The following is a 23,489-nucleotide window of genomic DNA, read 5'->3' on the forward strand; positions in this document are numbered from 1 at the left end:
TCGCCCGGGTCAGCCCGGGGCGCGTTGCCAGGTGCCGAGGAGCGACCAGCCGGTGAGCGTGCGCCGCACCGACACGAGCCGCATCCGCTCCCCGACGTCGAGCGCCGCCAGGCTGCGCTCGTCGAACTTGCTCGGGTGGATGTGCTTGCGCGAGAAGCCGTCGCGGCGCGCGATCCACTCGAGCACCGTGGCCTCGAGGAGCGGCAGCGTCGACAGGCGGCCGTAGTTCGGGGTCGTGAGCAGCAGCGCGCCGCCCGGCGCGAGGCGCGCCGAGAGCCCGCGCGCCCAGCGCGACGGATCGAGGGTGTGCTCGACGACCTCCTTCGCGAGCACGACGTCGAACGGCCCGTCGAACCCTCCGCCCGTCGGGAGCTCGTACGGCCCCGGACAGACGGCGAAGCGCTCCGCGCGCGCCGGGTAGAGGCGCCGGCACGCCTCGATGGCGCGCGCGTCGAGATCGCAGCCGTAGAGCTCTGTCGCGGGCGGCGCGCCGGGGATCTCCCCTTCGAGGCCGCAGCCGACGAGGAGCACGCGCGGGCGCGGGCCGCGCGCGGCGATGGCGCGGGCGAGGGGGCGGGTGAGCGCGCCGTGGTAGAGCGACCACGGGAACCGCTCGCGGCGGCGGTGGTTCGAGAAGTAGTCCCCGGGCGGCGCCGCCGTTTCAGCCATCGGGCCCCGCCTGCGCCACGAGCAGGTACTCGGCGGCCGCGTCGCCGCCCGGGGCGAGGCGCCCGAGCGCGTTGACCACGGCGCGCGCCACGTCGACGGTGAGCGGGCGGAGCGCTGGCATGGCGATCCAGCGGCCGGTGAGCTTGCGCATCACGTAGCCGAGCAAGCTCGGGTACAGCATGAAGTCGAACGCCCACGAGGTCGGCCGGCCCGCGATGGGGCGCGTCTCCACGAGGTTGAAGCCCGCGCGCGCGAGGTGATCGCGCCAGCCCGCCTCGTCGTAGAGGTGGACGTGCGAGAACACCCGGTCGAGCGCGTCGCCGTACGCGCGCGAGAGGCCGACCAGGCCCACGGAGCGGAGCGCCTCGGGCAGGGCGAGCTGGTACGTCCAGTCGGGCGTGGGCACGATGAGCACGAACCGCGCCCCGGGCCTGAGCGCGCGCCGGATGTTCACGAGGGCCCCGTGGAGATCGGGCACGTGCTCGAGGCTGCAGTTGGCGATGGCGCTGCCGAAGAACCCCTCGGGCAGGTGGACGTTGACGATGTTGCCGCAGATGAGCGTGCGGTACGACGCGGTCCGCTGCGCGCGCTGCACCTCGGTCGGGTTGATGTCGATGCCCCACGCCTGCTTGTCCGGGTAGGCCAGGCGCGCGAACAGGCCGTCGCCGCAGCCGACGTCGAGCAGCGGCTCCGGCAGATCGAGCTCGCGCACGGCGCGCAGCCGCACGCACTCGCGGATGGCGAGCGCCGCGGGCGCGAAGGCGTAGTAGGCAGAGAAGTCGTCCGCGTCGAGCGGCCACTCTCGGTCCATGGGAGCGCGCATCACGCGTCGAGGCGCAACGAGCGCCGCTGCGCGCGGACCGCTTCGGTCGGGTGTGGCTCATCGGGGGACTCGACGATGGCCTTGAGCGCTCCGGGATCGAGGTGGGGCAGGGACATGCGCCGCATCCTACCATCGGACACCGCCGGCACCGGCACGCCGGTCGCCATCAAGACGCCGATGAGCTGCCTGGTTGGGTGGCGTACGGCCGCCTTGCAGCGAAGAACGCGCGTCGATAGCCTGGCACGCATGTGGTTGCGTGTGATGGCGGCGATGTCGATGGCCGGCTGTGCGTCGAGCGGGCAGACATACGCGTACGTCATCGAGTCGACCGACGCCGGCCTCGTCGTGGAGGCCAAAGGGATCTTCTTCGCCACGGAGAAGGACACGATCGCCAAGGCGCAGGAGAGAGCCCGCGAGGCATGTCCGGAGGGCTATACCGTGCTGTCCTCCAACGAGGGAACGGGCATGAGGACGGAGCGCGGCATCGTATTCCGGCTCCGCTTCCGGTGCGGTCGGGAACCGGTCGCGCGATCCGTTGACCCTCCCTGGTTCTGCGGCCGACAGTCTCAGGAGTGCTTCTCTTCGAGCGACGGGTGCCAGCTGAGACTCCGCGAGCGGTGCGAATCCCTACCACTCGACTGCCACGACTCGTGCGCATCGCAGGACGTCGCGGTGTGCTACGACGTGAGCGACCTCAGTAGCGGCGTTCGGGTAGCCAGGCGGTGCAGCAGCGACCAGGGCATCTGCGAGCGCCGAAGGTTCGACGAGTTCAATCACGGAGCGGTGCTTGCCCGGGTGAGCGAGTGCATGGAGCGCCGCTGACCCGTCGACCCAGCCGGCGCCCAGCCGGCGCGAATGCCATCGCAGCCGGTCCCGTGACGCGGTGCTCTTGCGACCTGCTCGGCGGTGGGCGCCGGCCTGGCCGGAGCGCCGCCCGCGCGACCCACGGCGGCCTCGCGCCACGGGTCGAAGCGCCCCTACGACGCGTTGCGCCGGGTGTTACCGAACGTAACGCGAGCGCATCGAAGCGTTACCGAACGTAACGCCACGTGGCCGGACGGCGCGCCCCGGGCGTCCTCCCGGCGATGAACCGAGTAGTAGTTCGACCCCTCGTGTGACACACTCGATGGCGCGTGTGAGGGACATGGCATCAGTCCGCGTTCTCCCGCGCGCCTCCGGACATCGACGGTGGGCAGCGCAGCCATCCTGATGAGCTCTTCGATCGATCGGGGCTCGATCCGGGCGACGCTGCGCGCACGAGCGAACCGGCGCGCTATCCGCTGAAATCAAAAAAATCGAAAGTTCGAATGCGCTGAAGGAGCTGCTGGTCGGCGGGGGCGGTGCGCCGAGGGGCTATTCGAACGATCGCGAACACAGCAATCTTTCGAGCGTCGAGGACCATGCGAAGAATACTTTGTGCTCTTCTGTTTTTGGCTGTCGCCGGCTGCGGCGATGACACGGACACCACGACATCCAGCAGCACGTCGAGCTCGTCGTCCAGCTCGAGCAGCGCGGCGAGCTCCGGCGGGGGTGATGCCTCCGGCGGCGGCGGCGCTGGCGGCGGCGACACCGGCGGGGGCGACACCGGCGGGGGCGGCGCTGGCGCCACCGGCGGCGGCGGGGCCACGGGCGGTGGCGGCGACGGCGGCGGTGGCGGCGCCGGCGGCGCGGCGGAGGCGCACTGGGTCGGGACGTGGACGACCGGCCCGCAGCTGACCGAGCCCAACAACAACCCGCCCGCGCCGGGCCTGGCCAACAACACGCTGCGCCAGGTGATCTATACGTCGATCGGCGGCAAGGGCGTGCGGCTGCTGCTCTCGAACGAGTATGGCGACGGGCCGGTGACCATGGAGTCGGTCCACATCGCGGAGTCGACGACCGCTGACGGCATCAACGTGGCCACCGACCATGCCCTGAAGTTTGCCGGGGCCGATGCGGTGACCATCGCGGTGGGCAAGACGGTCTTCTCCGATCCGATCGAGTACACCATCAAGCCCAACACCAAGATGGCGGTGACCATCAAGTTCGGCGCCGTGCCGGCCGGGATCACCGGGCACCCCGGCTCGCGGACCAACTCGTATATCCAGACCGGCAACGGGGTCTCGGCGGCGAACCTGACCTCCCCTGTGTCCACCCCTCACTGGTACTACATCACGGGCCTCGACGTCGATGCGGCTCCCGAGGCGGCGGCGGTCGTCATCCTGGGGGATTCGATCACCGATGGCCGCGGCTCGGACACGGACGGGAACACCCGCTGGCCGGACTTCCTGTCTCGCCGGCTGCGGTCCAATCAGGGGACCCAGCAGGTCGCCGTGCTGAACCTCGGCATCGGCGGGGGCAACGTGCTCACCGGCGGGCTCGGGCCGACCGCCAAGGCCCGCTTCCAGCGTGACGTCCTGGACCAGCGCGGCGCGAAATGGCTGATCACGTTCATCGGCGTGAACGACATCGGCACCGACAGCCAGCCGCCCGTCGCCGAGAACCTGATCGCGGCCTATGGCGAGTTCATCACCAAGGCGAAGGAGAAAGGGATGCTCGTTTATGGAGCGCCCATCACGCCGCTCGGCACCGGGTACTTCTCCGCAGCCCGCGAGACGACCCGCCAGACGGTCAACACCTGGATCCGCATGAGCGGCAAGTTCGACAAGGTCATCGATTTCGAGCCGGCGGTCGTCGACCCTAGCGATCCGACCAAGCTGAAGGCTGACCTTGACTACCAGGATGACGGGCTGCACTTCAACCCGACCGGCCTGGAGGCGTTGGCGAACGCCGTCGACCTCTTGCTGTTCGTCCCCCAGCCCAAGTAGAGCGGACGCCGCTCGTGGAGGGCGCCCGATCGGGCGCGCGGAGCTCCGAGCTGCCGCGCGCCCGGCGAAGACCACCCGCTCCTCCGGCGGAGAACGCGCCTCGGCCCTCGCATGGCGCTGCGATCAGTAACCTGGACAACTGAGCCGCCAGTGTTAACGCGTTGCGCTATGCGTCCTCACGTATTCAGCCGCACCGGTCCTGAGTAGCCTTGTCTCATGCGCGGGCTCGAGGTGGCGCCGTGAGCCGGATCCTGCTGGTCGAGGACGAGGTCGTCATCCGGACGGAGCTCCGGCGGCTGCTCGTCCGTCACGGGCACGACGTCATCGAGGCGGGGTCGGTCGAGGATGCCTCGGCGGATCACGATCTGCGCGCGTTCGATCTGGTGCTGGCCGACGTGCGTCTGCCGGGCGCGCCGGGCACCGCGCTCGTCGGGCAGTGCGGCGGCGCGCCGGTCGTGCTCATGACGAGCTACGCCACGGTGAAGGCGGCCGTGGACGCCGTGAAGCGCGGCGCTGCGGATTACCTGTCGAAGCCGTTCGATCATGCCGAGCTCGTCGCCCTCCTCGACCATCACCTCCCCGGCGCGCGGCCTGCGCGGAGCGCGCTCCCCGACGTCGCGCCGGGCGCTTCGGTGCCCGCGCCGTCCGCGCCGCCCCTGCCGCCTACCTCTGAAGACGACGAGCTCGAGGGCATGGTCGGCGGCTCTGCGGCCATGCGCGAGGTGTTCGCGCGGGTGCGCAAGGTCGCCCCGAGCGAGGCGACGCTGCTCGTCCTCGGCGAGAGCGGCACGGGCAAGGAGACGCTCGCCCGCGCCGTGCACCGGTTGAGCCCGCGCCGGCAGCTGGCGTTCGTCCCGGTCCACTGCGCGGCCATCCCCGAGGGGCAGATCGAGGGGGAGCTCTTCGGATACGAGCGCGGCGCCGTCCCCGGCGCGATCTCCGCCCGCGCGGGGCTCTGCGAGGCCGCGGAGGGCGGGACGCTGCTGCTCGACGAGATCGCCGAGCTGCCGCCGAAGGTCCAGGCGCGGCTCCTCCGCTTCCTCCAGACGGGCGAGGTGCGGCGCGTGGGCGCGACCCGCGCCCGGCGCGTCGACGTGCGCCTCATCGCGGCGACGCGCCGAGATCTCGTGGCGATGGTGCGCGACGGATCGTTCATGAGCGATCTCTACTTCCGGCTGCGGGTCCTCGAGATCCGCCTCCCGCCGCTGCGCGAGCGGCCGGGCGATGCGGTGCGCCTCGCGGAGTCGCTGCTCCGGCGGCGCGCGTGGGCGATGGGCCGCGCGCCGCTCACGCTGACGCCGGAGGCGCGCGCCGCCATCGCGGCGGCCCCCTGGCCGGGCAACATCCGGGAGCTGGAGAACGCCGTTCACCGCGCGATGGTGCTCGCCGATGCGAGCGAGATCGGGCTGGAGCTGCTCGGGCTCGACGCGCCCCCTCAACCGCCTTCGCCCGCGCCTCTCGCGGACGCGCACGAGGGAGAGCCCCCGTCCGACTCTCTCGAGGGTTATTTCCGCCGCTTCGTCCTCGAGCACCAGCACGAGCTGACGGAGACCGAGATCGCCCGCCGCCTCGGCATCAGCCGCAAGGCGCTGTGGGAGCGGCGGCAGCGGCTCGGGATCCCCCGGCCGCGCTCCTGAGCCTCCGTCGACGGCGGCGTGCCCTCGTCAATTTTTGTTTGACTCGTCGAATGTGAACGTTCACAATTGACTCAGGCACGCTCGGGCAGGGCGGTGACCTGACAACGCCTCCCCTGGGTTTGCTCTTCGCGGAAATTTGAACAGGGAGGCGGGGAGACGGGGAGATCGGTGGAATTTTACTCCCCGTCTCCCTGCCTCCCTGTGAATTTTCCCGAGAGATTCGGGCGAATGCTTCTGGACGGCGACCGCGCGACCACGCCGGGTCGTCACGATCGAGGAGCAGCGTCGCCTCGACGCGTTCGTTTTTCTTTTTCTGACAGCCGCGTGCCGCGCGCTCTCGCTGACACCTCTTATCAGGCCATCACCATGCACCTTCCTTCCCGAACTACCAACACCCGCTCTCTCAACCGACGCGCAGGCGGTACGGCGTCTGCTGTCTGTCTCCTCGCCCTCGTCGCAAGTTGTAGCGGGGAGTCGCAGGTGGGCGACGGTGATGGCGGCGGCGGCGCCACAGGCGCGACGACCGGCCCTGGAACGGGCGTTTCGAGCAGCAGCGCCTCGGGCGGGAGCGACGGGCAAACGACGAGCGGCGGTTCGACGAGCGCCAGCGGAAGCTCCGCCGCGTCCGGGGGCGCTGACCCCGGCACCGGCGGAGGTGGCGGCGACGGCGGCGACGGCGGCGGCGCCCCCGCCGTCTGCCCCGAGACCTACTCCAATCCTCTCATCTGGCAAGACCTCCCCGATCTGGAGGTCATTCGCGTGGGCGACACCTACTACTACACGGCGTCCACGTTCCACCATTCGCCTGGAGCGCCCCTGCTCCGCTCCTACGATCTCGTCCACTGGGAGTACGTCTCCCACTCCGTTCCGCTGCTCGACGTCGACCCGTCGTACGACCTGAACGGGGGTCGATCCTATGTGAACGGCATCTGGGCTTCCACGCTCCAGTACCGGGAGAGCAACAAGACCTTCTACTGGATGGGCTGCATGCACAACAAGGGAGGCGGCTGGGTCTTCACGGCCAAGTCCCCCGAAGGTCCCTGGGAGAAGCACAAGGGCGGCTGCTACTACGACATGGGGCTGTTGATCGACGACGACGACACCATGTACGTGGCCTCCGGAAACAACACGATCAGCGTGGCGCAGCTGAGCGCAGACGGCTTCAGCCAGGTCAAGAGTCAGACGGTGTTCCAGACGCCGGGCAACCTCTCCGGACCGCTGGAGGGCTCTCGCTTCATCAAGAAGGATGGGAATTACTACATCTTCACCACGCAATACGCGAACGGTGAGTACGTGCTTCGTTCGACGAGCGGGCCCTTCGGTCCCTACGAGCTGCGGCCCTTCGCGGTCAAGCTGCCCTACGCCGGCGCTCCGGGCTCCGGCGGCGCCCCGCACCAGGGCGGCGTCGTCCAGACGCAGAACGGCGACTGGTACTACCTCGGGTTCAACGACTCGTACCCGGCGGGTCGCATCCCGGTGATGGCCCCGATGACCTGGGCCGACGGCTGGCCCTCGCTCACCCTGGTGGACGGCAAGTGGGGAGGTACGTACCCCTTCCCGAACCTGCCCTGCGGATCGAACCGGGTGAAGCCGCCTGTGACCAAGGACACCTTCGCGGAGGCGACCCTGCGCCCCGAGTGGGAGTGGAACCACAACCCCGACCGCACCAAGTGGTCGTCCGGGGCCGGGCTGACCCTGCAGACCGCGACGGTGACCGACGATCTGTACGCCGCTCGAAACACGCTGACGCGCCGTATCGAAGGACCCGTCTCGATCGCGACGATCGAGCTCGACTATAGCAAGATGCAGAACGGCGACGTCGCCGGCCTCGCTGCCCTGCGCGACGTGTCGGCGTGGATCGGCGTCAAGAAGACCAACGGGGCAGCGCGCGTCGTGATGACCAACGGCGTCAACATGAACACCTCCTGGGCCACGACGGGCAAGGGCACCGAGGCGGCGGGCGCCGACGTGTCGGGCAACAAGATCTGGCTGCGCGTGGAGGCCAACGTCCGCACGGACAACGGCGGCGCGCAAGCGCGCTTCTCCTACAGCACGGACGGCGCCCGGTTCACCAACCTGGGCAACACGCTCAACATGAACAAGAACTGGCAGTACTTCCTCGGCTACCGGTTCGGCATCTTCAACTACGCCACGCAGTCCCTGGGCGGCTCGGTGAACGTCGCGTCCTTCGAGGTAACCAAGCCGTAAGATGCGAGCTGGTCGCCTGCATCGTCATCGGCGTGACCGAGAGCGAGAGCCCCAGGGGCCCGCTCCGGGACGCGCCGCCGCGCCCGCCGGCTCGCGCACCGCACGGGGTGGCGTCGGGCCGGCGGCGTTCTTCGATGACGATGGAGAGGCGTGCCTCGACGGGCGGTTGGCTCCCTCGGGCCGCTCCTGCGCAGGGGCGAGCGGGCCGTGGGGGAGGCGGAGCGGGGCGAGTCTAGTTCTTCGTCGGCGCGGGCGCGCCGCTCTGGATCCACTGGCGGAGGGACGCGAGCTCGGCGCTCGTCACGCTCGGCTTGCCGTCCGCGGCTTGCGGCATGACGCCCGTCTGGCAGGTGCCGCCGGCGGAAGGCCTGCATCCGGCGCTCGCGGCCGTCCCTGCGACCTTGAGGTAGAGCCAGCTCTGGTCCGGATTTCCCGGGACGATGAGCTTGAACTGCCCACCGCCCTTGGCGGTCTTGTTGACGAGGCCCGCGACGATGTCCGTCGAGCTGATGTCGCCGCCGAGCGACAGGCCTGCTGCGGGACCGGTCGACGGCGCGGCGTGGCAACCGCTGCACTTGTGGATCGCGCTCTCGAAGATCGGACGGATGGTCTCGTGGAACACGCCGGACTCCTCGGGCAGGGGGTTTCCCGGATCCGTATCCGGCTTCAGGTCAGGATTGATGACCTGAGCGATCGCGTCCATCTCGTAGCACTGGGCGGCCACCGCGTCCTTCAGCTTCTGGTCGGTGGGCGACATGCCCTTGGCGACACGGTACTTCTCCCAGACGTTGTCGATCCAGCCGTGCAGCTTCCAGAACATGTAGTTGTCGATGTTCGTGAACTGGTTGCCGAGGCCGTGATCGGTGTTCTGGGGGCGCACCCACTTGAAGTGGAGATCCCCGTGAAGGCCGCTGGCCTGCAGGCTGGTGCCGGGGATGGCCTGGCCGGCGAAGCACTGGAGCCACATACCGAGCGCGCCCTCGTCCGGGAAGCGGCTCAGGTTCTCCGGCTTGTCGATCTCGTCGCCGATCTTCGCGTTGGCGAGCGTCGTCGCGCTCCAGGCCCTGAAGTCCGATCTCCACTGCTGGGGCACCTCCTCCGCCGTCGTGGGGAACTTCTTGAAGCCCTCGAACTGCTCCGAGTGCTTCGGCCAGAGCTGCTTCAGCGACTGGATCATGTGCCGGTGCATGGCGAGGAACTGGAAGCCGTCGCCCGTGCTCTTGCACTCCTGGTCCGCCGGGACCGGGACCGCCGACCTGCAGATATTGACCCTGCTCATGCCCATGCCGCCATTGCAGCGCCGGATGCTGTGCCACTCGAAGTGGGCGGCTTGCCATTCGTTCTGCTCCATCCAGGAGATGACCTCCGGCTGGACCGTGAGATCGATCTGGTTGTTCTTCACGAACTCCGCGGCGCCGTCCTTCATCGTCGCGTCGCTGGGATGGGGATCGTAACCATCCACGCAATGATCCTTCGGGTGCGTGTCGCCCGTCCCGCTCGAGCCGCCGGTGCCACCGGCGGGATCTCCGCTCGACGAGGAGGAGCCCGTTGTCGCGGCGGCGCTGGAGGGGTCGCCCGCGCCGGCGCTGCTGCTGCCGGGGCCGGCGCTGGTGCCGGTCAACGAGGAGGTCGTGGTGGAGGTGGACGACACGCCGCCGCCTGCTCCACCAGAGCCCCCGACCTCGGGATCTTCGCCGCCACAGGCGCCCAGCAGCAAGGCCGTGACGCACGAGAGGAAACCGAACGTGCGTTGAGACATCTTGCCCAATGACACGGTGGACGGACCTGCCTGATCGTTGATTCGCATGGTGCTCCTCGTTACCGCTGGATGCCGGACCGCTGGGTGCCGGATGCATGCTTCCGCGCAGCCGCTGAGCTAGACGCCAGAGGGAGCATCGGCCGACCGCCGGTGTCATTTGCGTAGCACGAGGCTTCCGAGCAGAGAAGCGGGTGTAAATTTGCTCCACAACGTCATCGCCGTCGTTGGATGAGCCGCGGGGAGAGGGAAAGTAAAGAGTTTTTAATAAGTCAAGGGTGATCCCCGATCACCCCAGGTGACGAGGGTTCCGTGCGCCATCTGCCTTCCTCTTGGAAAAGTGAAGCTGTATCGATGGTTGGTCCCGTTCAGTGAGGCCATAAATTGCCCGCTCCTGCCCGACCCTTCCGCTGACCTGCGAGATCAAGGGGGCTCCATGGGAAGGCGAGCTCCGCAGGCCAGCGATGCTGGACGCAGCGAGCGACCTCATCCGAAGTTGACCCCGGACGGCTGCGCCTTTGATAGCCTGGCCGAGCGGGGCGCTGCTGTGCGTACCGGCGCTTCGGGGGAGCACGGGACCATGAACGAGAGCCATGTGAATGGTGGTGTTGCAGCGGGCGCGGAGCTGGAGATGCTCCGGCGGCGCAATGCCGAGCTCGAGCGGGAGCTCGCCGAGAGGCGGCGCGTGGAGACCGCCCTGCGGGCGAGCGAGGCGCGGTTCCGGACCATCGTCGAGGGCCAGACCGAGCTCATTTGCCGTTTCCGGCCGGATGGCACGCTGACCTTCGTCAACGAGGTCTACTGCCGATTCTTCGACAAGACGCCGGAGGAGCTGGTCGGCCATCGCTTCACACCACTCATCCCCGAGGAGGACCAGCGGTTACTAGAGAAGCAGTTCGCGACCGTCGGCCCCGAGAACCCCATCCTCCACACCGAGCACCGGGTCCTGTGCCCGGACGGATCGGTCCGCTGGCTACAGTGGACCAACCGCGCCCCGGTCGGTGATGAGGGGCTGCACGCCGAGTTCCAGTCCATCGGAGTCGATGTCACCGAGCGCCGGCGGGCGGAGGACGAGGTGAGGCGCCTCAACCGCGAGCTCGAGCAGCTGGTTCGTGAGCTATCGACCCCGCTCATGCCGGTGGCGGATCAGGTCATCGCGATGCCGCTGGTCGGCTTCCTGGACGCCGCCCGCGCCGCGGCGGCGCTCGAGACCCTCCTCCAGGGGGTCACCACGTACAACGCCAGGACGGTGGTCGTGGATATCACCGGTGTGGGGGTCTTCGACGCCCAGGTGGCCGACGCGATGATCCGGCTGGCCAAGGCGGTGAAGCTCCTCGGCGCCCAGGCGGTGCTCACCGGCATCCAGCCGCGGATCGCGCAGTCGTTGATCGAACAGGGCGTCGGCCTCGGCGACCTCGTGACGCTTCAAACCCTGAAGGAGGGTATCGCCTTTGCGCTGCGGCGCGAACACCGCGGCTCTCGAGCGCCGGCCCGCGAGCGGGCAGCTCGATGAGCTCTCGGAGATCGTCACGGAGCATGTGAAGCGGCCCGCGGGCGCGTCCTCTGCCTCGTTGACCCCCTCGCGCGGCGCGATCTGCCTTATGACCATCCACGTCGTCCGCCAGGGCGAGCTTCCGGCCGCCATGGCGCGTCGCTGCTGAGGGCGATGCTTCCGGCGGACGAGGTCATCAAGAAGCTGGTGGACGTGCTCGCGCCGTACCTCGGCGAGAACATGGCGCGCGCGGCCGTGCGCAGCCAGGCGGACAAGCTCGAGTTCAAGCACGGGCGCCTCTCCCCTGCCGACGTGGAGCGCTTGCTCGACGCGGTCGCGCCGGGGCTCGGCGTGTTCGTCGGGCGCGACAAGGCCCAGCGGATCCTCGACGAGGCGCGCGCCGCGATCGGGGCGCAGGGAGGGGCTTGATGACGCGCGTCCCCGTTCGCCGCGTGGCGCCGGTGGTGGTGACGATCGTGTGCGCGGTGTACGTCCCGCGCCTGCTGCCCCAGTCCGCCGAGCTCTCCGAGCGGCTCCTCCCGACGTCGGTCGTCGACACCGTGGGTCCGCTCGTGCGGCTCGCGTGCCTCGCGGTCGCCGCCGTGTTCGGCCTGCGCAGCGCCGCGCGCCTCGAGCGCGACAACCCGGCGCGCGGCCCGTGGTTCCTGCTCGGCGCGTGGCTCGCGCTCTTCACCCTGGGCCAGGTCGGGCTCGTGTACTACCCGCTCGTCGCGCGCGCGCCCGCGCCGCTGCCGTCCATCGCGGACGCCGCGTTCCTCCTGGGATATGCGCTGTTGATCGCCGCGTCGGTGCGCTTCGTCTTCGTGTACCGCGCGTCCGGCTTCCCCGTCGGCGGCGCGCGCGAGCACCTCGGCATCGCCGCGGGCGCGGCGGCGGCGATGGTGATCATCGGTTATCCCCTGCTCGCCCCGATCGCGCGCGCGCCGGTGCCGCTCGGCGAGCGGCTCATCAACATCGCCTATCCCATCCTCGATCTGATCGCGCTCGTCCCCGCGCTGGTGATGCTGCGGATCGCGCGCGCCTTCCGCGGCGGCAAGGTGTGGGCCATCTGGGGATGGCTGCTCGCGGGCTGCGCGCTCATGGCCGTGGGAGACATCCTGTTCGCGTTCTTCTCCTCGGCGAAGGTGACCGCGTTCGGGCCAGGCGTGGACATGATGTTGCTCCTCGGGTACTTCGCGGCGGCGTGCGGGATGATGCTTCAATACGAGACGATCACCGACTGACGACGGTGGTGCGGTGGTTGCACAGGTCACAGGACGCCCCGGCGGCGCGCGATGGCACGGTCAGGGTGTGGCGGCGGGCGTGACATGTCACGCTGTCGGGTGTGACATGTCACGCTGTCGGGTGTGACATGTCACGGAGGCTCGCCCGGCGCAGAGGTCGAGCCGTCGGCCCGGCGCGCGCCGCGGCTCGCCCATGGGGGTCGAATTTGGCGCGCTGGTGCGCTTGCGCTGCGTCCATGGATGTCACGCCGGGGAGGGCGCGGCAGGCGGCATGCGCGTTGCGTGAACGCTCGCTCGCGACACCCATCCACGGGCGCGCGGCGCCGCCGCGCCATCACACGGAGCTGAGCGCCATGATGTCTGCGCCGATACCGATGACGACAATGAATCTCCTCTCGAGGTCCCTCTCTGTCGAAGAGCGGATCGACGAGGCGGTCCTCTGCGCCAACGTGCCGAGCCCGCTGTCCTCGGTCGCGTTCCATGAGGACGTCGAGTGCATCCGCAGGTTCTTCGCCGCGGGGTTCCCGGTTCACCTGGCGGTTCATCGGGTGGACAGCGCCGAGGCGGCGCGCCGGGATTACACGGCGCTGCACACCCACGACGGCCCGGAGATCAACCTGATCCTCCCGGATCCCGCGGGCCTCGAGTACCGCGTCGAGCTCGGTTCCCGCGTCCAATACGTCACCGAGAGCACGAGCATCTGGATCCCGCCGGGCGTCCCGCACTCGGCGAACGTGGTCCGGGGCTCTGGCTACTTCATCACCGCGCGCTTCGACCACGGGGGGGCGAGATGAGACGTGACCTTCCTCGGAGCCTCGACAAGGACGCCGGCGTCAGGAGGCCCGCCGTGGCGGCGTCGAGCGCCGCGCAGGCCTACCGGAGAGGGAGCCTCTGGCAGAGGGGGCGCGGCGAGCGCCTCATCGCGTTCGCCGGCGTGAGGCGGGGCGAGCTCGTGCTCGACCTCGGCTGCGGCACCGGCGGCCTCACGCGGCAGCTCGCCGAGCTCGTGGGCCCCGACGGGCGCGTCCTTGGGTTCGATCCGGACGAGGCGCGGATCGCGCTCGCCCGGCGCACCGCAGGCGCGCCCAACCTGGAGTTCCAGGTGGCGGCGGCCGAGAGCCTCGGCGAGGTCGCCCGGGACCGCCGCTTCGATCTCGTCTTCTCGAACTTCGTGTTTCACTGGATCCGCGACAAGCGCGCGGTCCTCCGCCGGATGCGCGACCTGCTCCGCCCCTCAGGCCGCATCCTCGTCCAGTGCGTCTCGTCGCTCCCCGCGCTCGTCGGGGAGCTCTCGCGGCTCGCCGACCCTTCGGGGGAGAAGATCCTGCGGGATTTCGCCTTCGAGGACGCCGCGGCGCTCGGGCACCACGTCGAGGGCGCCGGGCTGCAGCTGCTCCGCCTGGAGGAGCAGCATGGAACTCACGTGTATCCGACGCTGGACGCATTGCTGAGGTGGTGGCAGGCGACGACCCACGAGCGGTTCGACCCACGGGCCATCGAGCCCGCGGCGCTCTCTCGGTTCGCCGAGCAGCACGGCGACGGCGGTGTGTTCCGGGTGCGCGAGACGTTCTGCTGGTTCGAGGCGCGGCTCGCCCCGGCGCACTCGTGGGGACGCGAAGGCTGACCCCCTGAACCTCGAGGGTCTTTTCTGGATTGCGTCGACGTTTGTCTGGTCTCGGGGCCAGGACGACGCGATGCTCCTGGTCGCCACGCCCCCGTCCTTTTCCGAGGTGGGCTATCATCCGCTCTCCGCAGCCTCCCGCGGCGGCGCCCGCACCCAGGACCGATCCGGATGTCGATCTTCGAGCTCTCGTTCCAGTCCGGGGAGGCCTCGCTCTCCGTGCGCCGTGTCGTGGTCCAGGAGGCTGTCTCCGAGCTCTTCGCCGTCTCGGTGTGGGCCCGGTCCAGGCTCTCGGATCTCGAGCTGGAGTCGCTCGTCGGCCAGAGCGCGTCGCTCCAGATCCAGCCCGACGCTGCGCACCTCCACTGGCTGAGCAGCAGGCTCTGGCAAGGCGTGTGCAGCCACGTGGAGCAGGTGCAGGCCGAGCCGACGGGGCTCTCGACGTACTACCTCCGCATCGTGCCGCGCCTCTGGCTGCTCACCCAGCGCCGCGGCCACCGCGTCTACCAGCACCTCTCCATCCCCGACATCGTCGACGCGCTCCTCGGCGAGTGGGCGATCGAGCCGGCGTGGAAGATCGATCGCGGCGCGTACCCCAGGCTCGAGTACAAGGTGCAGCACGGCGAGAGTGATCACGCCTTTCTCTCCCGCCTCCTCGAGGAGGCGGGCATCGCCTACACCTTCCCGGACCGCGGGGCGGACACCAAGCTCACGCTGAGCGACAAGCTCGAGGCGGAGCCGCTGCGGCCGGGGCCGCCGCTGCCGTACGTCGACAACCCCATCGAGACCGCCGAGCGCGAGTTCGTCACCAGGGTGCGGCTCGGCCACGAGGTCCGGCCCGGGGCGAGCACGATCCGCGGCCACGACTTCCGCAAGCCCTCGTTCTCGCTCACCGGCGAGGCGCCCCCGGCGCCCGCGCCCGAGGCGAGATACGAGCAGTACCGCTACGAGCCCGGCGCGTTCCTCGCGGCGAGCGCCGGGGGCGGCGCGCCCGTCGGCGACGCCAAGGGCGTTTACCGCCACGACCCGAAGCACGGAGCCGATCTCTCGACGCGGGTCCTCGCGGCGATGCGCGCCGACAAGCGCGCCGTGCTCTTCGAGGCCAACGTGATCGACCTCTACCCCGGCCGGGTCTTCGCCGTCGATCAGCACCCGCACCCGGAGTTCGGAAGAGGGCCGCTGTTGGTGGCCGAGCTCGAGATCGTGGCCTCGCTCGGCGAGCCGTGGAGCGTGCGCGGGCGCGCGCTCTTCGCCGATCCCAAGGTCCCGTACCGGCCGGCGCGCAAGACGCCCAGGCCGGTCGCGTCCGGGCTGCAGAGCGCGACCGTGGTGGGGCCGCCGGGCGCCGAGATCCACACCGACGAGCTCGGGCGGGTGCGCGTGCAGTTCCCGTGGGATCGCGAGGGCAAGCTCGACGACAACAGCTCGTGCTGGATGCGCGTGAGCCAGGGCTGGGCGGGCGCCGGGTTCGGGATGTTCATGCTCCCCCGCGTCGGCCAGGAGGTGCTGGTGGCCTTCCTCGACGGCGATCCAGATCTCCCGATCGTGGCCGGGCGCGCCTTCAACGGCCGCGAGCTCGTGCCGTACAAGCTGCCGGATCACAAGACGGTGAGCACCTGGAAGAGCAGCTCGTCGCCCGGCGGCGCGGGTTACAACGAGATCAAGTTCGAGGACCAGGCGGGCCAGGAGCTCGTCTACATGCAGGCGCAGCGCGACAGGAACCAGCTCGTCAAGCGCGATGAGGTCGAGCGCACCGCGCGCCACAAGCGGAGCACCGTGGGCGGCGACGAGCACGTGGTCGTGAAGGGCGCGCGAAGGCAGCTCGTCCACGGGGGCGACCACGTGCACGTGAAGCTGGACCAGCGAACCGCCGTCGACGGCTCGGTGTCGCTCACGGTCGCGGTGAACCGGGACGAGCGCGTGGGCGCGAACCACGCGCTCGAGGCCGGCCAGCAGATCCACATCAAGGCGGGCGCGACGCTGGTGCTCGAGGCCGGCCAGCGGCTCACCATCAAGGGGCCTGGAGGCTTCATCGACATCCACCCGGGGGGCGTCGATATCGTGGGATCCATCGTCAACATCAACAGCGGCGGCGCGCCGGGCGCCGGCCAGGGCGCGAACCCGGCCGCGCCGCTCGAGGCCGAAGAGGCGCACCCCAAGGACACGCCGTCTCCCTGAGACGAGGAGGAGCGAGATCATGCCCGCCGCCGCGCGCCTCACCGATCTGCACACCTGCCAGACCCACCCTGGGACCACGCCGCTCGTCTCGTCGGCCAGGACGGTGAACATCGGCTTCCTGCCCGCGGCGCGGGTCGGCGATCGCGCCGCGTGCCCGGCCAGCGCCGCGATCGTCCAGGGCTCGGCGACCGTGTTCATCGAGGGCGCCATGGCCGCGCGGCTCGGCGACGAGACGGCGCCGAAGGGCGCGATCGTGACGGGGTGTCCGACGGTGAACATCGGCTCGACCCCCACCATCGATGCGCTGCTCGCCGCGTCCGTGTCGGGGACTCCGTTCCTCGATTGCGAGAGCTGCCGGATGGACGGCGCCGGGTGAAGGCGCTGCTTTATGTGACATCAGGGCTGCTCGCCGGGCGGCGCGTGCGCCTCCAGGCCGGCGAGGCGCTGCGCGTGGGGCGCCTCGGGCGGGCCGAACTCGTGATCTCGCAGGATGAGCAGATGGCGCCGGTCCACTTCGAGATCGCGTGGGACGGCGCCGCGTGCCGGCTCGTCGATCGGAGCCGCCGGGGGACGCAGGTCGGCGGCAAGGCGGTCGCCGAGGCCACGATCGGCGACGGCGCCCTCGTCGTCGCGGGGCAAACCCACTTCCTGCTGCGGCTCGTGCCCGACGAGCTGGGCGACGATCTCCCGCCTGCGCTGCCGCGCCCGCCGCCGTCACGGGAGCTGCTCGCCGCGCGGGCGGTCGCGCTGGAGGCGCTGCAGAGCGAGCCGGAGCCGCTCTTCGCCCTCCTCGACGCCGCCCGCGAGCGGCGCATCCTCACGCTGCTGCGCGGCTGCGAGGACGAGAATCGCTCGCTCTTCGAGGGCGTCGCCGGCGAGGCGATGGCTCGGGCGGCGCCGCACCTGGTGAGGATAGAGAAGGGGTCGGCGCTCCTGCCGGTGCTCGTGAACGAGGGGTGGGGCGAGAGCTGGGGAGTCTACCTGACCGGGCGGAGGCCTCTTCGAGAGGTGCGGCAGAGATTGCGTCGGTCGCTGATCGTGAGGGACGAAGAGACGGGGAAGGGGCTCTATTTCCGGTTCTACGATCCGCGGGTGCTGCGGTTGTTCCTGCCGTCGTGCTCGGCGCGGCAGCGGAGCGAGATCCTGGGGACGGAGATCGGCGGGTTCGTCATCGAGGGCGAGACGGGCGAGGTGCTGCGGCTCGGGGGGGCGTGACGGCGCCTGTCCGGATCCTCAGGATGCGCGCCGCTGCCTGACCTGCACAACGCGCCCCAGCGCCGCCGCCTGGAGCGCCACCGGCTCGGCCTCCCGCTCGTCCATCGCCGGGTGCACCGCCGCGATCACCCGCGCTCGGAAGCGCGCCGAGAGCGGCAGCGCCTCGGCGATCGAGGCCGGCAGGTAGATGACGAGCGGCTGCGTCTCTCCCGCGACGCGCAGCAGCCCGCGCAGGTGCGGCCCGCCCAGCACCTTGCGCTTCTGGTAGTGACGCTGCTCCAGGAGCGCGCGCTCGACCTGCTCGTTCGCGAGCTCCACCCGGCCCCTCTTTCCGTGGCCGAGCGCCTCGCGGATCTTCCCGCACAGCGCCTCGGCGACGGCGGGCGCCGTCGTGACGCCCGGCGTGGCGAGGAATTTCTCGGCGGCCCCGAGCGCCGCCGCGAGCGCGTCGTCGCCTGTCGCGAGCGGCGTCGCGGTGGAGACCAGCGCCTTCAGCGTCTCCACTTCGTCAAAGGACAGCGACAGCTCGCCCTCGACCAGCTCGAGGGGCGGCACCGGCATGCCGCGCTTGCCGGCGGCGCGCGCGAGCGCCCCGTGCACGCCCGCGACGCCGGCGGCCGCGCCGCGATCGAGGATCTCGAAGACCTGCGCCCGATCCTCGATCTCGGCGGGCTCGTCGGAGAGGGCCGGATCGTCGGCCTCCGGGTCGAGGGGCTCGGCCTCCATGGCGTCGAGCAGGCGCTGCCAGGCCGGCTTGCGGACGATGCGCGGCACGCTCTTCCGATCGAACCAGACGAGCACCAGCGTGTCCCGCTGCGCCGGCGCGAGCGCGGCGCTGGCGTCTGCTGCCCCGCCTGTGCCCGCGAGCATCGCGCCGATGGTCTGCGGCGCCGCCGGCGCGTGCGGGATCATGCCCATGGCGCTCGACCCGGGCTGCGGAGCGCCGGCCGCCCAGGGGCTCACCGGCTCGCCGGGCGAGGCCTTCGCGATCGGCGGGGCAGGGATCGGAGAAGGGGTGTTCGGAGGAGGGGTGTTCGAAGGAGGGGTGTTCGATGCGGCCGCGGGGGGCGGCGCCGAGGACGGGGCGACGAAGGGGAGAGGCACCTTCGTCGCATCCTCGGTGAGATCGCCCGTCTGGCCCTCGGCCGAGCTCGGCTTCGGCCCGACACCGGGCGGCTCGGCCGGCCGCGGAGCGGGCGCCTCGGGAGGAGGCGGCGCGGGCGGCACCGCGCGAAAGGGCATGATCGACGGCTGCACGGCGTCGAGCGACTTCGCCGGCATGTCGACGGTCTGCTTCGACGGGTCGAGGGAGGGAGGCGTCACCCTGGGCGCGGCCGGGGCCACCCGCGGCGGCGGCTGGGGCCCCGGCGCCGACGGGGTGGGTGCCTCGACCGGCGCCTGCCTCGCGGGCCGCTCCAGCGAGACGCGGATCTGCCCTGACTCCTTGGGGCTCGCGAGCGGGAGCTGGCCTCGCCAGGTCAGCGTGCAGAGGAGGCGATCGGTGTCGATCACGAGCGTGTCGCAGCGCATGGTGAGATCGCGCGGCCCGCCGGCGCGGCCGGTGACGGTCGCCCGCGGGCGGACGCCGGGGAGGCTTGTGACGAGGCGCGGGTGGCGAGGATGGAGGTTCTCGAGCACGATCTGCTCGTCCTCGCGGAGCTGCAGCAGGCGCTGATCGAGCGGAGCGACGTTGAAGAAGGTGCGATCGAAATCCTCCGGCAGCGGGCTCGAGAGGAGCGCTCCCGACGACCAGGCCGCCGCGTGCCTGCCGAGCCTGCTGCGCCGCAAAGGCCAGGTGGGGGCGATGGGCCCGAAGCCCACCGCCGCGATGGGGTCGTCCGGGCTGGCCACGGCCCGATCCACGGGGAGGAGGTTCGGGACGGCGGCCCTGCCGCGGGCGTCGCGTGCCTGGCGATGGATGCCCGCAGGGTTGTCCGTGTCCGGCCCGCCCGCGGCGCGCTCGTAGGCGAGCGGCATCGCCGTGAAGTGCGCTCCTTCCTGGAGCTCGCCCTCCTGGGTGAACAGGCGATCGCAGAACACCTGAATGGGCTTGTCGATATCGCCCACCGCCATCCGCGCGATCAGCGACCGCGCGGGGCTGCCGCCGGGCGCGTGGGCGTGGCCGACGAGGACGATATCGGCGCCCTGCTTGAGCGGCGCGAGATCGCTCGCCTCGATCAGGCTGCGCGCGGGGTCGTCGTCCAGGTGCGCGTCGCGCTCGCGGATCGGCTCCTGCGCGGGCGCGAGCGGCGACTCGCCCGGCGCGAGCGTGAACGTCGCCTTGCAGACGACGGTGAGCACCCAGGTCAACGAGCGCACCTGCCAGAGGAGCGAGGCGACGGGGAGCGGCCCGTCGGAGACGACATCCATAGGTGGGCCGACGGTACCACCACTCCGGCCGATTGGATTCGGTCAGGCGCGGCGCTCCGCGCCGTCAGGAGGCGCGCGGGCTGTCCGCGATGAACGGGAGCCCTGCCGCGGCCGCGTCCCGGAACGCCTGGGCCGAGGCGGCGGCCCGCTGCAGGCACGGCCAGCACGGCTCCTGCGCGTCGTCGGGATCCTCCACCGGCGCTGCCGCGGCGCGCGGGCGCTGGGCCGGGACCGCCGCGGCCGGAGAGGGCGCGGGCTGGGCCAAGTCCTTCCCGGAGCCACCCTGGTCCGGGGCCTCCGCGAGGTGCACCTGCCCCGCCGCGAGCGCGGCCGCGAGGTGGTCGATCACCTCGCGATCGTCCGGCGAAATCGAGAGCCAGGGCCGATCCTCGCGGAGGAACCGCCGCAGCTCGTGCAGGATCTCGGCGCGCGCGCCGAGCGAGGCGATGGTGCGCCGCGCCGCGAGCCGATCTCCGCGAAGCGGCACGCGATCGCCCTGGGGCGGCTCTTCCCATGACCAGAAGAGATCGATCCACCGCTCCTCGGCCGGCCTCGCGGGCCCGCCGCCCTCCGGCGAGACAAGGTCGAGAAAACGCTCGTTCAACCGCAGCCGCAGCACGGAGGCAGGTTATCATGCCCGGGGCCGCGCCGGGCGGCCCCGCCGCGAGGTGATGGATGGATGACGCCGCGCTCGATCGAATCGTTCAGCACCTCTGGGGCGCGGAGGCGGATCTGGTCTACGCCGTCCTCGACGGCGCGCGCGACACGGCGATCTCCGGCTCGGTGCGCTCCTCGGACCTGCCGCACTGCTGCCTCCTCGCGGGCGAGCTGGGCCCGGAGCTGGCCCAGGTGGCGCCCTACCTGGTGAGGCTCCAGCGATCGGGGGAGTTCACGCGACGCCTGCTCCGGCTCGGGTGGGGGAAGAGCTGGGGTATCTTCCTCGCCACGCCGTCTCCCCTCGAGACCGTGCGGCGGCACCTGCGCCGGCTGCTCCGCGTCCTGGGCCCGGACGGAGCGGCCATGTTCTTTCGCTACTACGACCCGCGGGTATTGCGCACCTACCTGCCCACGTGCAACGCCGGCGAGCTCGGCGAGGTGTTCGGTCCTGTCCTTCGCTATGCGGTCGAGGGCGAAGACACCGGGGAGCTCGTCGTGTTCCGGCGCGCCGGGCCCGAGCTCGCGCGCTCCGTGGTCGACCTCCGCGCGGCCGCGCCGGCGTGAAGCCGAAGCGCGGCCCTGTTGCTCCATGCGCGTGTCGTTCGCGTTGACGCAAGAAATGCAGGTCGCTGCCCATGATCCTGGCCGCGGATCCTCGGCAACGCCACCTTGCCAGCTCGCGATGAAGCCCGGCGGGACGTCGGCGCGCGGATTGCACGTCGTGAGTCCAGTGCGACCAACGCTTTTCGAGATCGTGGTCAAGACGGCCGTGACCCACTCTGTCACCTACACCATCGTGGGTCTCCTGGCGTCTTCGCTGCTCGATTATACGCGGTTCTTCGCAGAGTCCAGCCTGAACCTCCTGATGCGGCCGACGAGCGATCCCTGGGTGATGGCGGGACCGCTCTTTCAGCCCATCCGGGGAGCGATGTTCGGGGGGGTCTTCTATCTGCTGCGCGAGCCGCTCTTCGGGAAGAGGAACGGGTGGCTGGTGATGTGGATCGCCCTGGTGGTGATAGGCATCCTTGGCACGTTCGGACCGTCTCCGGGATCCATCGAGGGGATGCTCTATACGACGTTGCCGACATGGGTCCACCTCAGGGGTCTTCCAGAGGTTCTCCTGCAGTCCCTGTCTCTGTCGCTGCTGCTGTCAACCTGGGTCCATCATCCGGAGAAGAGATGGTTGCGCTGGACGATGGGAATTTCCTTCTCGGTGCTGCTGTCGTTCCCCGTCATCGGCCTGCTGGTAGGTCAGCCACGGTAGCCGAGCCCACCTCGCTGAAGCGACCGTCACTCCTCCCTGAGGAGCCCGCGAAAGACGTCCACGTAGCTGACGATGCCGACCAGCGCGCCTTCTCCGTCGACGACCGGGAGCGCCCCGATCTTGTTGTCGAGCATGAGCTCCATGAGCTCGGTCACGTCCGCGTCCGGACTGGCGCTCACGACATTGCCGCTCATGATCGTGGACACCGGCGCGCCGGCCTTCCGCGGCGCTGCGCCGGCCCCCGCGGTGTCCTCCGCGTAGGGCGACTGGAGCGCGCGCAGGTCGCGATCGCTGAGCATCCCGACCAGCTCACCCTGCTCGTCGACGACCGGCACGTGGCGGAAGTCCATCGTCTGGAGCACGTTCACCGCCTCGCCGATGGGGTCGTCGACCCGCACGGTCCGGGGGTTCTCGGTCATGAGCTCGGCGGCGCAGATCTTGGGCAGCGGCATCACATGCACGTGTAGAGCAACTTCCGGACCAGTCGATCCTTCGATGATGTCGAGCTCGCCGGGCGAGCGAGCGGGCCCACCCGCCGGCCCGTCGAAGGCGCCGAGGGCCTCTCCGAGGCGCGCGGCAAGGGGCGCGGCACGACGCGACACGACGAGATGATAAAGGCGCTCGGCGGCGGGGGCCTCCGAGGGGCGGAGCCACCAGATCGTCTTTGGCCGCGGTGGACACAGCCGCCGCGCCCGCCCCGCCACGCCGCGAGGTGACGGCGTGGCCCTGCGCGGCTAAGCTCGCCCTCGTGCCGTTCACCCGGAAGACCAACCCCCTGCGCCGCCTGCCCGCGCTCGCGCTCGCAGCGCTGACGGCGATCGCCGGCGCCGCCTGCGTCAGCAAGCCGACGATGCAGCTCGATCACGCCGAGATCACAGGGATCCGCATCGCCTTCCCGCCGAGCCTCGGCATCCTCATGACCGTCGTCGTCAACGTCCACAACCCGAACTCGTACGACGTGGCGGTGCGCGCTGTCCGCGGCCAGGTCGTGCTCGCCGGCCGCTACCCGCTGCCGGTCGACTTCCGGGCCGACGGCGACGGCGTGTGGCTCGCTTCCGACCGCACGACCCAGGTCCGCGTCCCCGTCAGCGTCCCCGTCGATCTTGGCTTCCAGCTGCTCCGGGAGACGCTCACGTCGCCCGTCATCCCGTACCGCTTCAGCGGCCGGGCGGACGTCACCGCGACGCGCACCTTCCGGCTCGAGGCCGACGATTACTCGGTCGACGAGCACGGCGTCGTCGCCCGCAACCAGATCGAGACCGCCCTCGGCATCCTGCGATAACGCCCGCCGCGCCCGGAGCCTGCTGGGGCGGCGCGGGCGGGGCGCGCGTGCTCGCTGCGCCGTACCTCGCGCGGAGGCCGCTCGTGAAGTCGACGCTCGCTGCCGTGCTCAGCGGCCTTCACGCGCCGTCGTCGGGGCTCGTGCTGCTGCGCGGCCTCGACCGGCGGACGCTGGGCGGGGCGGCGTGACGCAGCCGCGTGGCGAGCGCGCCGCAGCTCCACGATAGCCACGTGCTTTCCGGGACGCTCGCGTTCAACCTGCCGATG

The 23,489-nt window shown here is 70.7% G+C and carries 21 protein-coding genes; 15 read left to right on the forward strand and 6 right to left on the reverse strand.

The annotated features are described in order from the left end of the window. Positions 1 to 9: 9 nt before the first annotated feature. Together WMF11_RS15020 and WMF11_RS15025 are read right to left on the reverse strand one after the other, a co-directional pair. Complete coding sequence (locus WMF11_RS15020; RefSeq protein ID WP_012235320.1) at positions 10 to 669, reverse strand: class I SAM-dependent methyltransferase; 660 nt, start codon at positions 667 to 669, stop codon at positions 10 to 12. After that, a complete protein-coding gene (locus tag WMF11_RS15025; RefSeq protein WP_437977937.1) occupies positions 662 to 1,480 on the reverse strand; it encodes a class I SAM-dependent methyltransferase in 819 nt (272 codons plus the stop codon). Before WMF11_RS15025 ends, WMF11_RS15020 begins: the two co-directional genes overlap by 8 nt. A gap of 273 nt (positions 1,481 to 1,753) precedes the next feature. On the opposite strand from WMF11_RS15025, the gene WMF11_RS15030 reads away from it, so the two are divergent. The 4 genes from WMF11_RS15030 to WMF11_RS15045 all read left to right on the forward strand — a co-directional run bounded on the left by WMF11_RS15030 (position 1,754) and on the right by WMF11_RS15045 (position 8,144). Next, entirely contained in the window at positions 1,754 to 2,314 is a 561-nt protein-coding gene (locus tag WMF11_RS15030) for a hypothetical protein (protein ID WP_437977938.1), read from the forward strand. Between the two features lie 578 nt (positions 2,315 to 2,892). Continuing rightward, on the forward strand, positions 2,893 to 4,299 hold the full coding sequence (locus WMF11_RS15035; RefSeq protein WP_437977939.1) for an SGNH/GDSL hydrolase family protein: 1,407 nt from the start codon (positions 2,893 to 2,895) through the stop codon (positions 4,297 to 4,299). A 239-nt stretch (positions 4,300 to 4,538) separates the two neighbouring features. Continuing rightward, positions 4,539 to 5,936 (forward strand): sigma-54-dependent transcriptional regulator, encoded by a 1,398-nt coding sequence (locus WMF11_RS15040; protein WP_437977940.1) that lies wholly within the window; start codon positions 4,539 to 4,541, stop codon positions 5,934 to 5,936. A gap of 366 nt (positions 5,937 to 6,302) precedes the next feature. Next, positions 6,303 to 8,144 (forward strand): glycoside hydrolase family 43 protein, encoded by a 1,842-nt coding sequence (locus WMF11_RS15045; protein ID WP_437977941.1) that lies wholly within the window; start codon positions 6,303 to 6,305, stop codon positions 8,142 to 8,144. Positions 8,145 to 8,376: 232 nt separating this feature from the next. Here the strand turns inward: WMF11_RS15045 and WMF11_RS15050 are convergent, their stop codons facing one another. Then, entirely contained in the window at positions 8,377 to 9,951 is a 1,575-nt protein-coding gene (locus tag WMF11_RS15050) for a hypothetical protein (protein ID WP_437909066.1), read from the reverse strand. Positions 9,952 to 10,480: 529 nt separating this feature from the next. Here WMF11_RS15050 and WMF11_RS15055 point away from each other — a divergent pair. From WMF11_RS15055 to WMF11_RS15090, 8 genes are all read left to right on the forward strand, one after another. Beyond that, positions 10,481 to 11,413: a PAS domain S-box protein gene (locus WMF11_RS15055; protein ID WP_437977942.1), complete on the forward strand. Its 933-nt coding sequence runs from the start codon at positions 10,481 to 10,483 to the stop codon at positions 11,411 to 11,413. 153 nt (positions 11,414 to 11,566) lie between these two features. After that, positions 11,567 to 11,821, forward strand: coding sequence for a hypothetical protein (locus WMF11_RS15060; RefSeq protein ID WP_437909068.1), 255 nt, complete (start codon positions 11,567 to 11,569; stop codon positions 11,819 to 11,821). Further along, positions 11,821 to 12,636 (forward strand): hypothetical protein, encoded by an 816-nt coding sequence (locus tag WMF11_RS15065; protein WP_437977943.1) that lies wholly within the window; start codon positions 11,821 to 11,823, stop codon positions 12,634 to 12,636. The genes WMF11_RS15060 and WMF11_RS15065 overlap by 1 nt, the downstream gene beginning before the upstream one ends. Before the next feature lie 383 nt (positions 12,637 to 13,019). Next, positions 13,020 to 13,430: a hypothetical protein gene (locus tag WMF11_RS15070; protein ID WP_437977944.1), complete on the forward strand. Its 411-nt coding sequence runs from the start codon at positions 13,020 to 13,022 to the stop codon at positions 13,428 to 13,430. Continuing rightward, positions 13,427 to 14,260: a class I SAM-dependent methyltransferase gene (locus tag WMF11_RS15075; protein ID WP_437909070.1), complete on the forward strand. Its 834-nt coding sequence runs from the start codon at positions 13,427 to 13,429 to the stop codon at positions 14,258 to 14,260. The genes WMF11_RS15070 and WMF11_RS15075 overlap by 4 nt, the downstream gene beginning before the upstream one ends. Before the next feature lie 168 nt (positions 14,261 to 14,428). Then, on the forward strand, positions 14,429 to 16,435 hold the full coding sequence (locus WMF11_RS15080) for a type VI secretion system Vgr family protein (protein ID WP_437977945.1): 2,007 nt from the start codon (positions 14,429 to 14,431) through the stop codon (positions 16,433 to 16,435). A 19-nt stretch (positions 16,436 to 16,454) separates the two neighbouring features. Continuing rightward, on the forward strand, positions 16,455 to 16,811 hold the full coding sequence (locus WMF11_RS15085) for a PAAR domain-containing protein (RefSeq protein WP_437909072.1): 357 nt from the start codon (positions 16,455 to 16,457) through the stop codon (positions 16,809 to 16,811). Next, the gene (locus WMF11_RS15090) at positions 16,808 to 17,650 is read left to right on the forward strand and encodes a DUF4123 domain-containing protein (RefSeq protein ID WP_437977946.1); all 843 of its coding nucleotides are present in this window, start codon (positions 16,808 to 16,810) and stop codon (positions 17,648 to 17,650) included. Before WMF11_RS15085 ends, WMF11_RS15090 begins: the two co-directional genes overlap by 4 nt. Positions 17,651 to 17,668: 18 nt before the next feature. On the opposite strand, the gene WMF11_RS15095 is transcribed toward WMF11_RS15090, so the two are convergent. Next, on the reverse strand, positions 17,669 to 20,020 hold the full coding sequence (locus tag WMF11_RS15095) for a DUF2169 domain-containing protein (protein ID WP_437977947.1): 2,352 nt from the start codon (positions 20,018 to 20,020) through the stop codon (positions 17,669 to 17,671). Between the two features lie 64 nt (positions 20,021 to 20,084). Further along, positions 20,085 to 20,624, reverse strand: a complete 540-nt coding sequence (locus tag WMF11_RS15100; RefSeq protein WP_437909075.1) for a hypothetical protein — start codon at positions 20,622 to 20,624, stop codon at positions 20,085 to 20,087. Positions 20,625 to 20,695: 71 nt separating this feature from the next. Between WMF11_RS15100 and WMF11_RS15105 the strand changes: the two genes are divergently transcribed. Continuing rightward, positions 20,696 to 21,241 (forward strand): DUF4123 domain-containing protein, encoded by a 546-nt coding sequence (locus tag WMF11_RS15105; RefSeq protein ID WP_437909076.1) that lies wholly within the window; start codon positions 20,696 to 20,698, stop codon positions 21,239 to 21,241. A gap of 25 nt (positions 21,242 to 21,266) precedes the next feature. Beyond that, positions 21,267 to 21,941 (forward strand): hypothetical protein, encoded by a 675-nt coding sequence (locus WMF11_RS15110; protein ID WP_437977948.1) that lies wholly within the window; start codon positions 21,267 to 21,269, stop codon positions 21,939 to 21,941. Positions 21,942 to 21,967: 26 nt separating this feature from the next. Here WMF11_RS15110 and WMF11_RS15115 read toward each other — a convergent pair whose 3' ends face one another. Continuing rightward, positions 21,968 to 22,393, reverse strand: a complete 426-nt coding sequence (locus WMF11_RS15115; protein ID WP_437909078.1) for a CBS domain-containing protein — start codon at positions 22,391 to 22,393, stop codon at positions 21,968 to 21,970. Positions 22,394 to 22,689: 296 nt separating this feature from the next. Between WMF11_RS15115 and WMF11_RS15120 the strand changes: the two genes are divergently transcribed. Further along, complete coding sequence (locus WMF11_RS15120; protein WP_437977949.1) at positions 22,690 to 23,223, forward strand: LEA type 2 family protein; 534 nt, start codon at positions 22,690 to 22,692, stop codon at positions 23,221 to 23,223. The last annotated feature ends 266 nt before the right edge of the window (positions 23,224 to 23,489 follow it).

This window comes from Sorangium sp. So ce295 (assembly GCF_051527405.1).
Lineage (GTDB): Bacteria > Myxococcota_A > Polyangia > Polyangiales > Polyangiaceae > Sorangium > Sorangium cellulosum_B.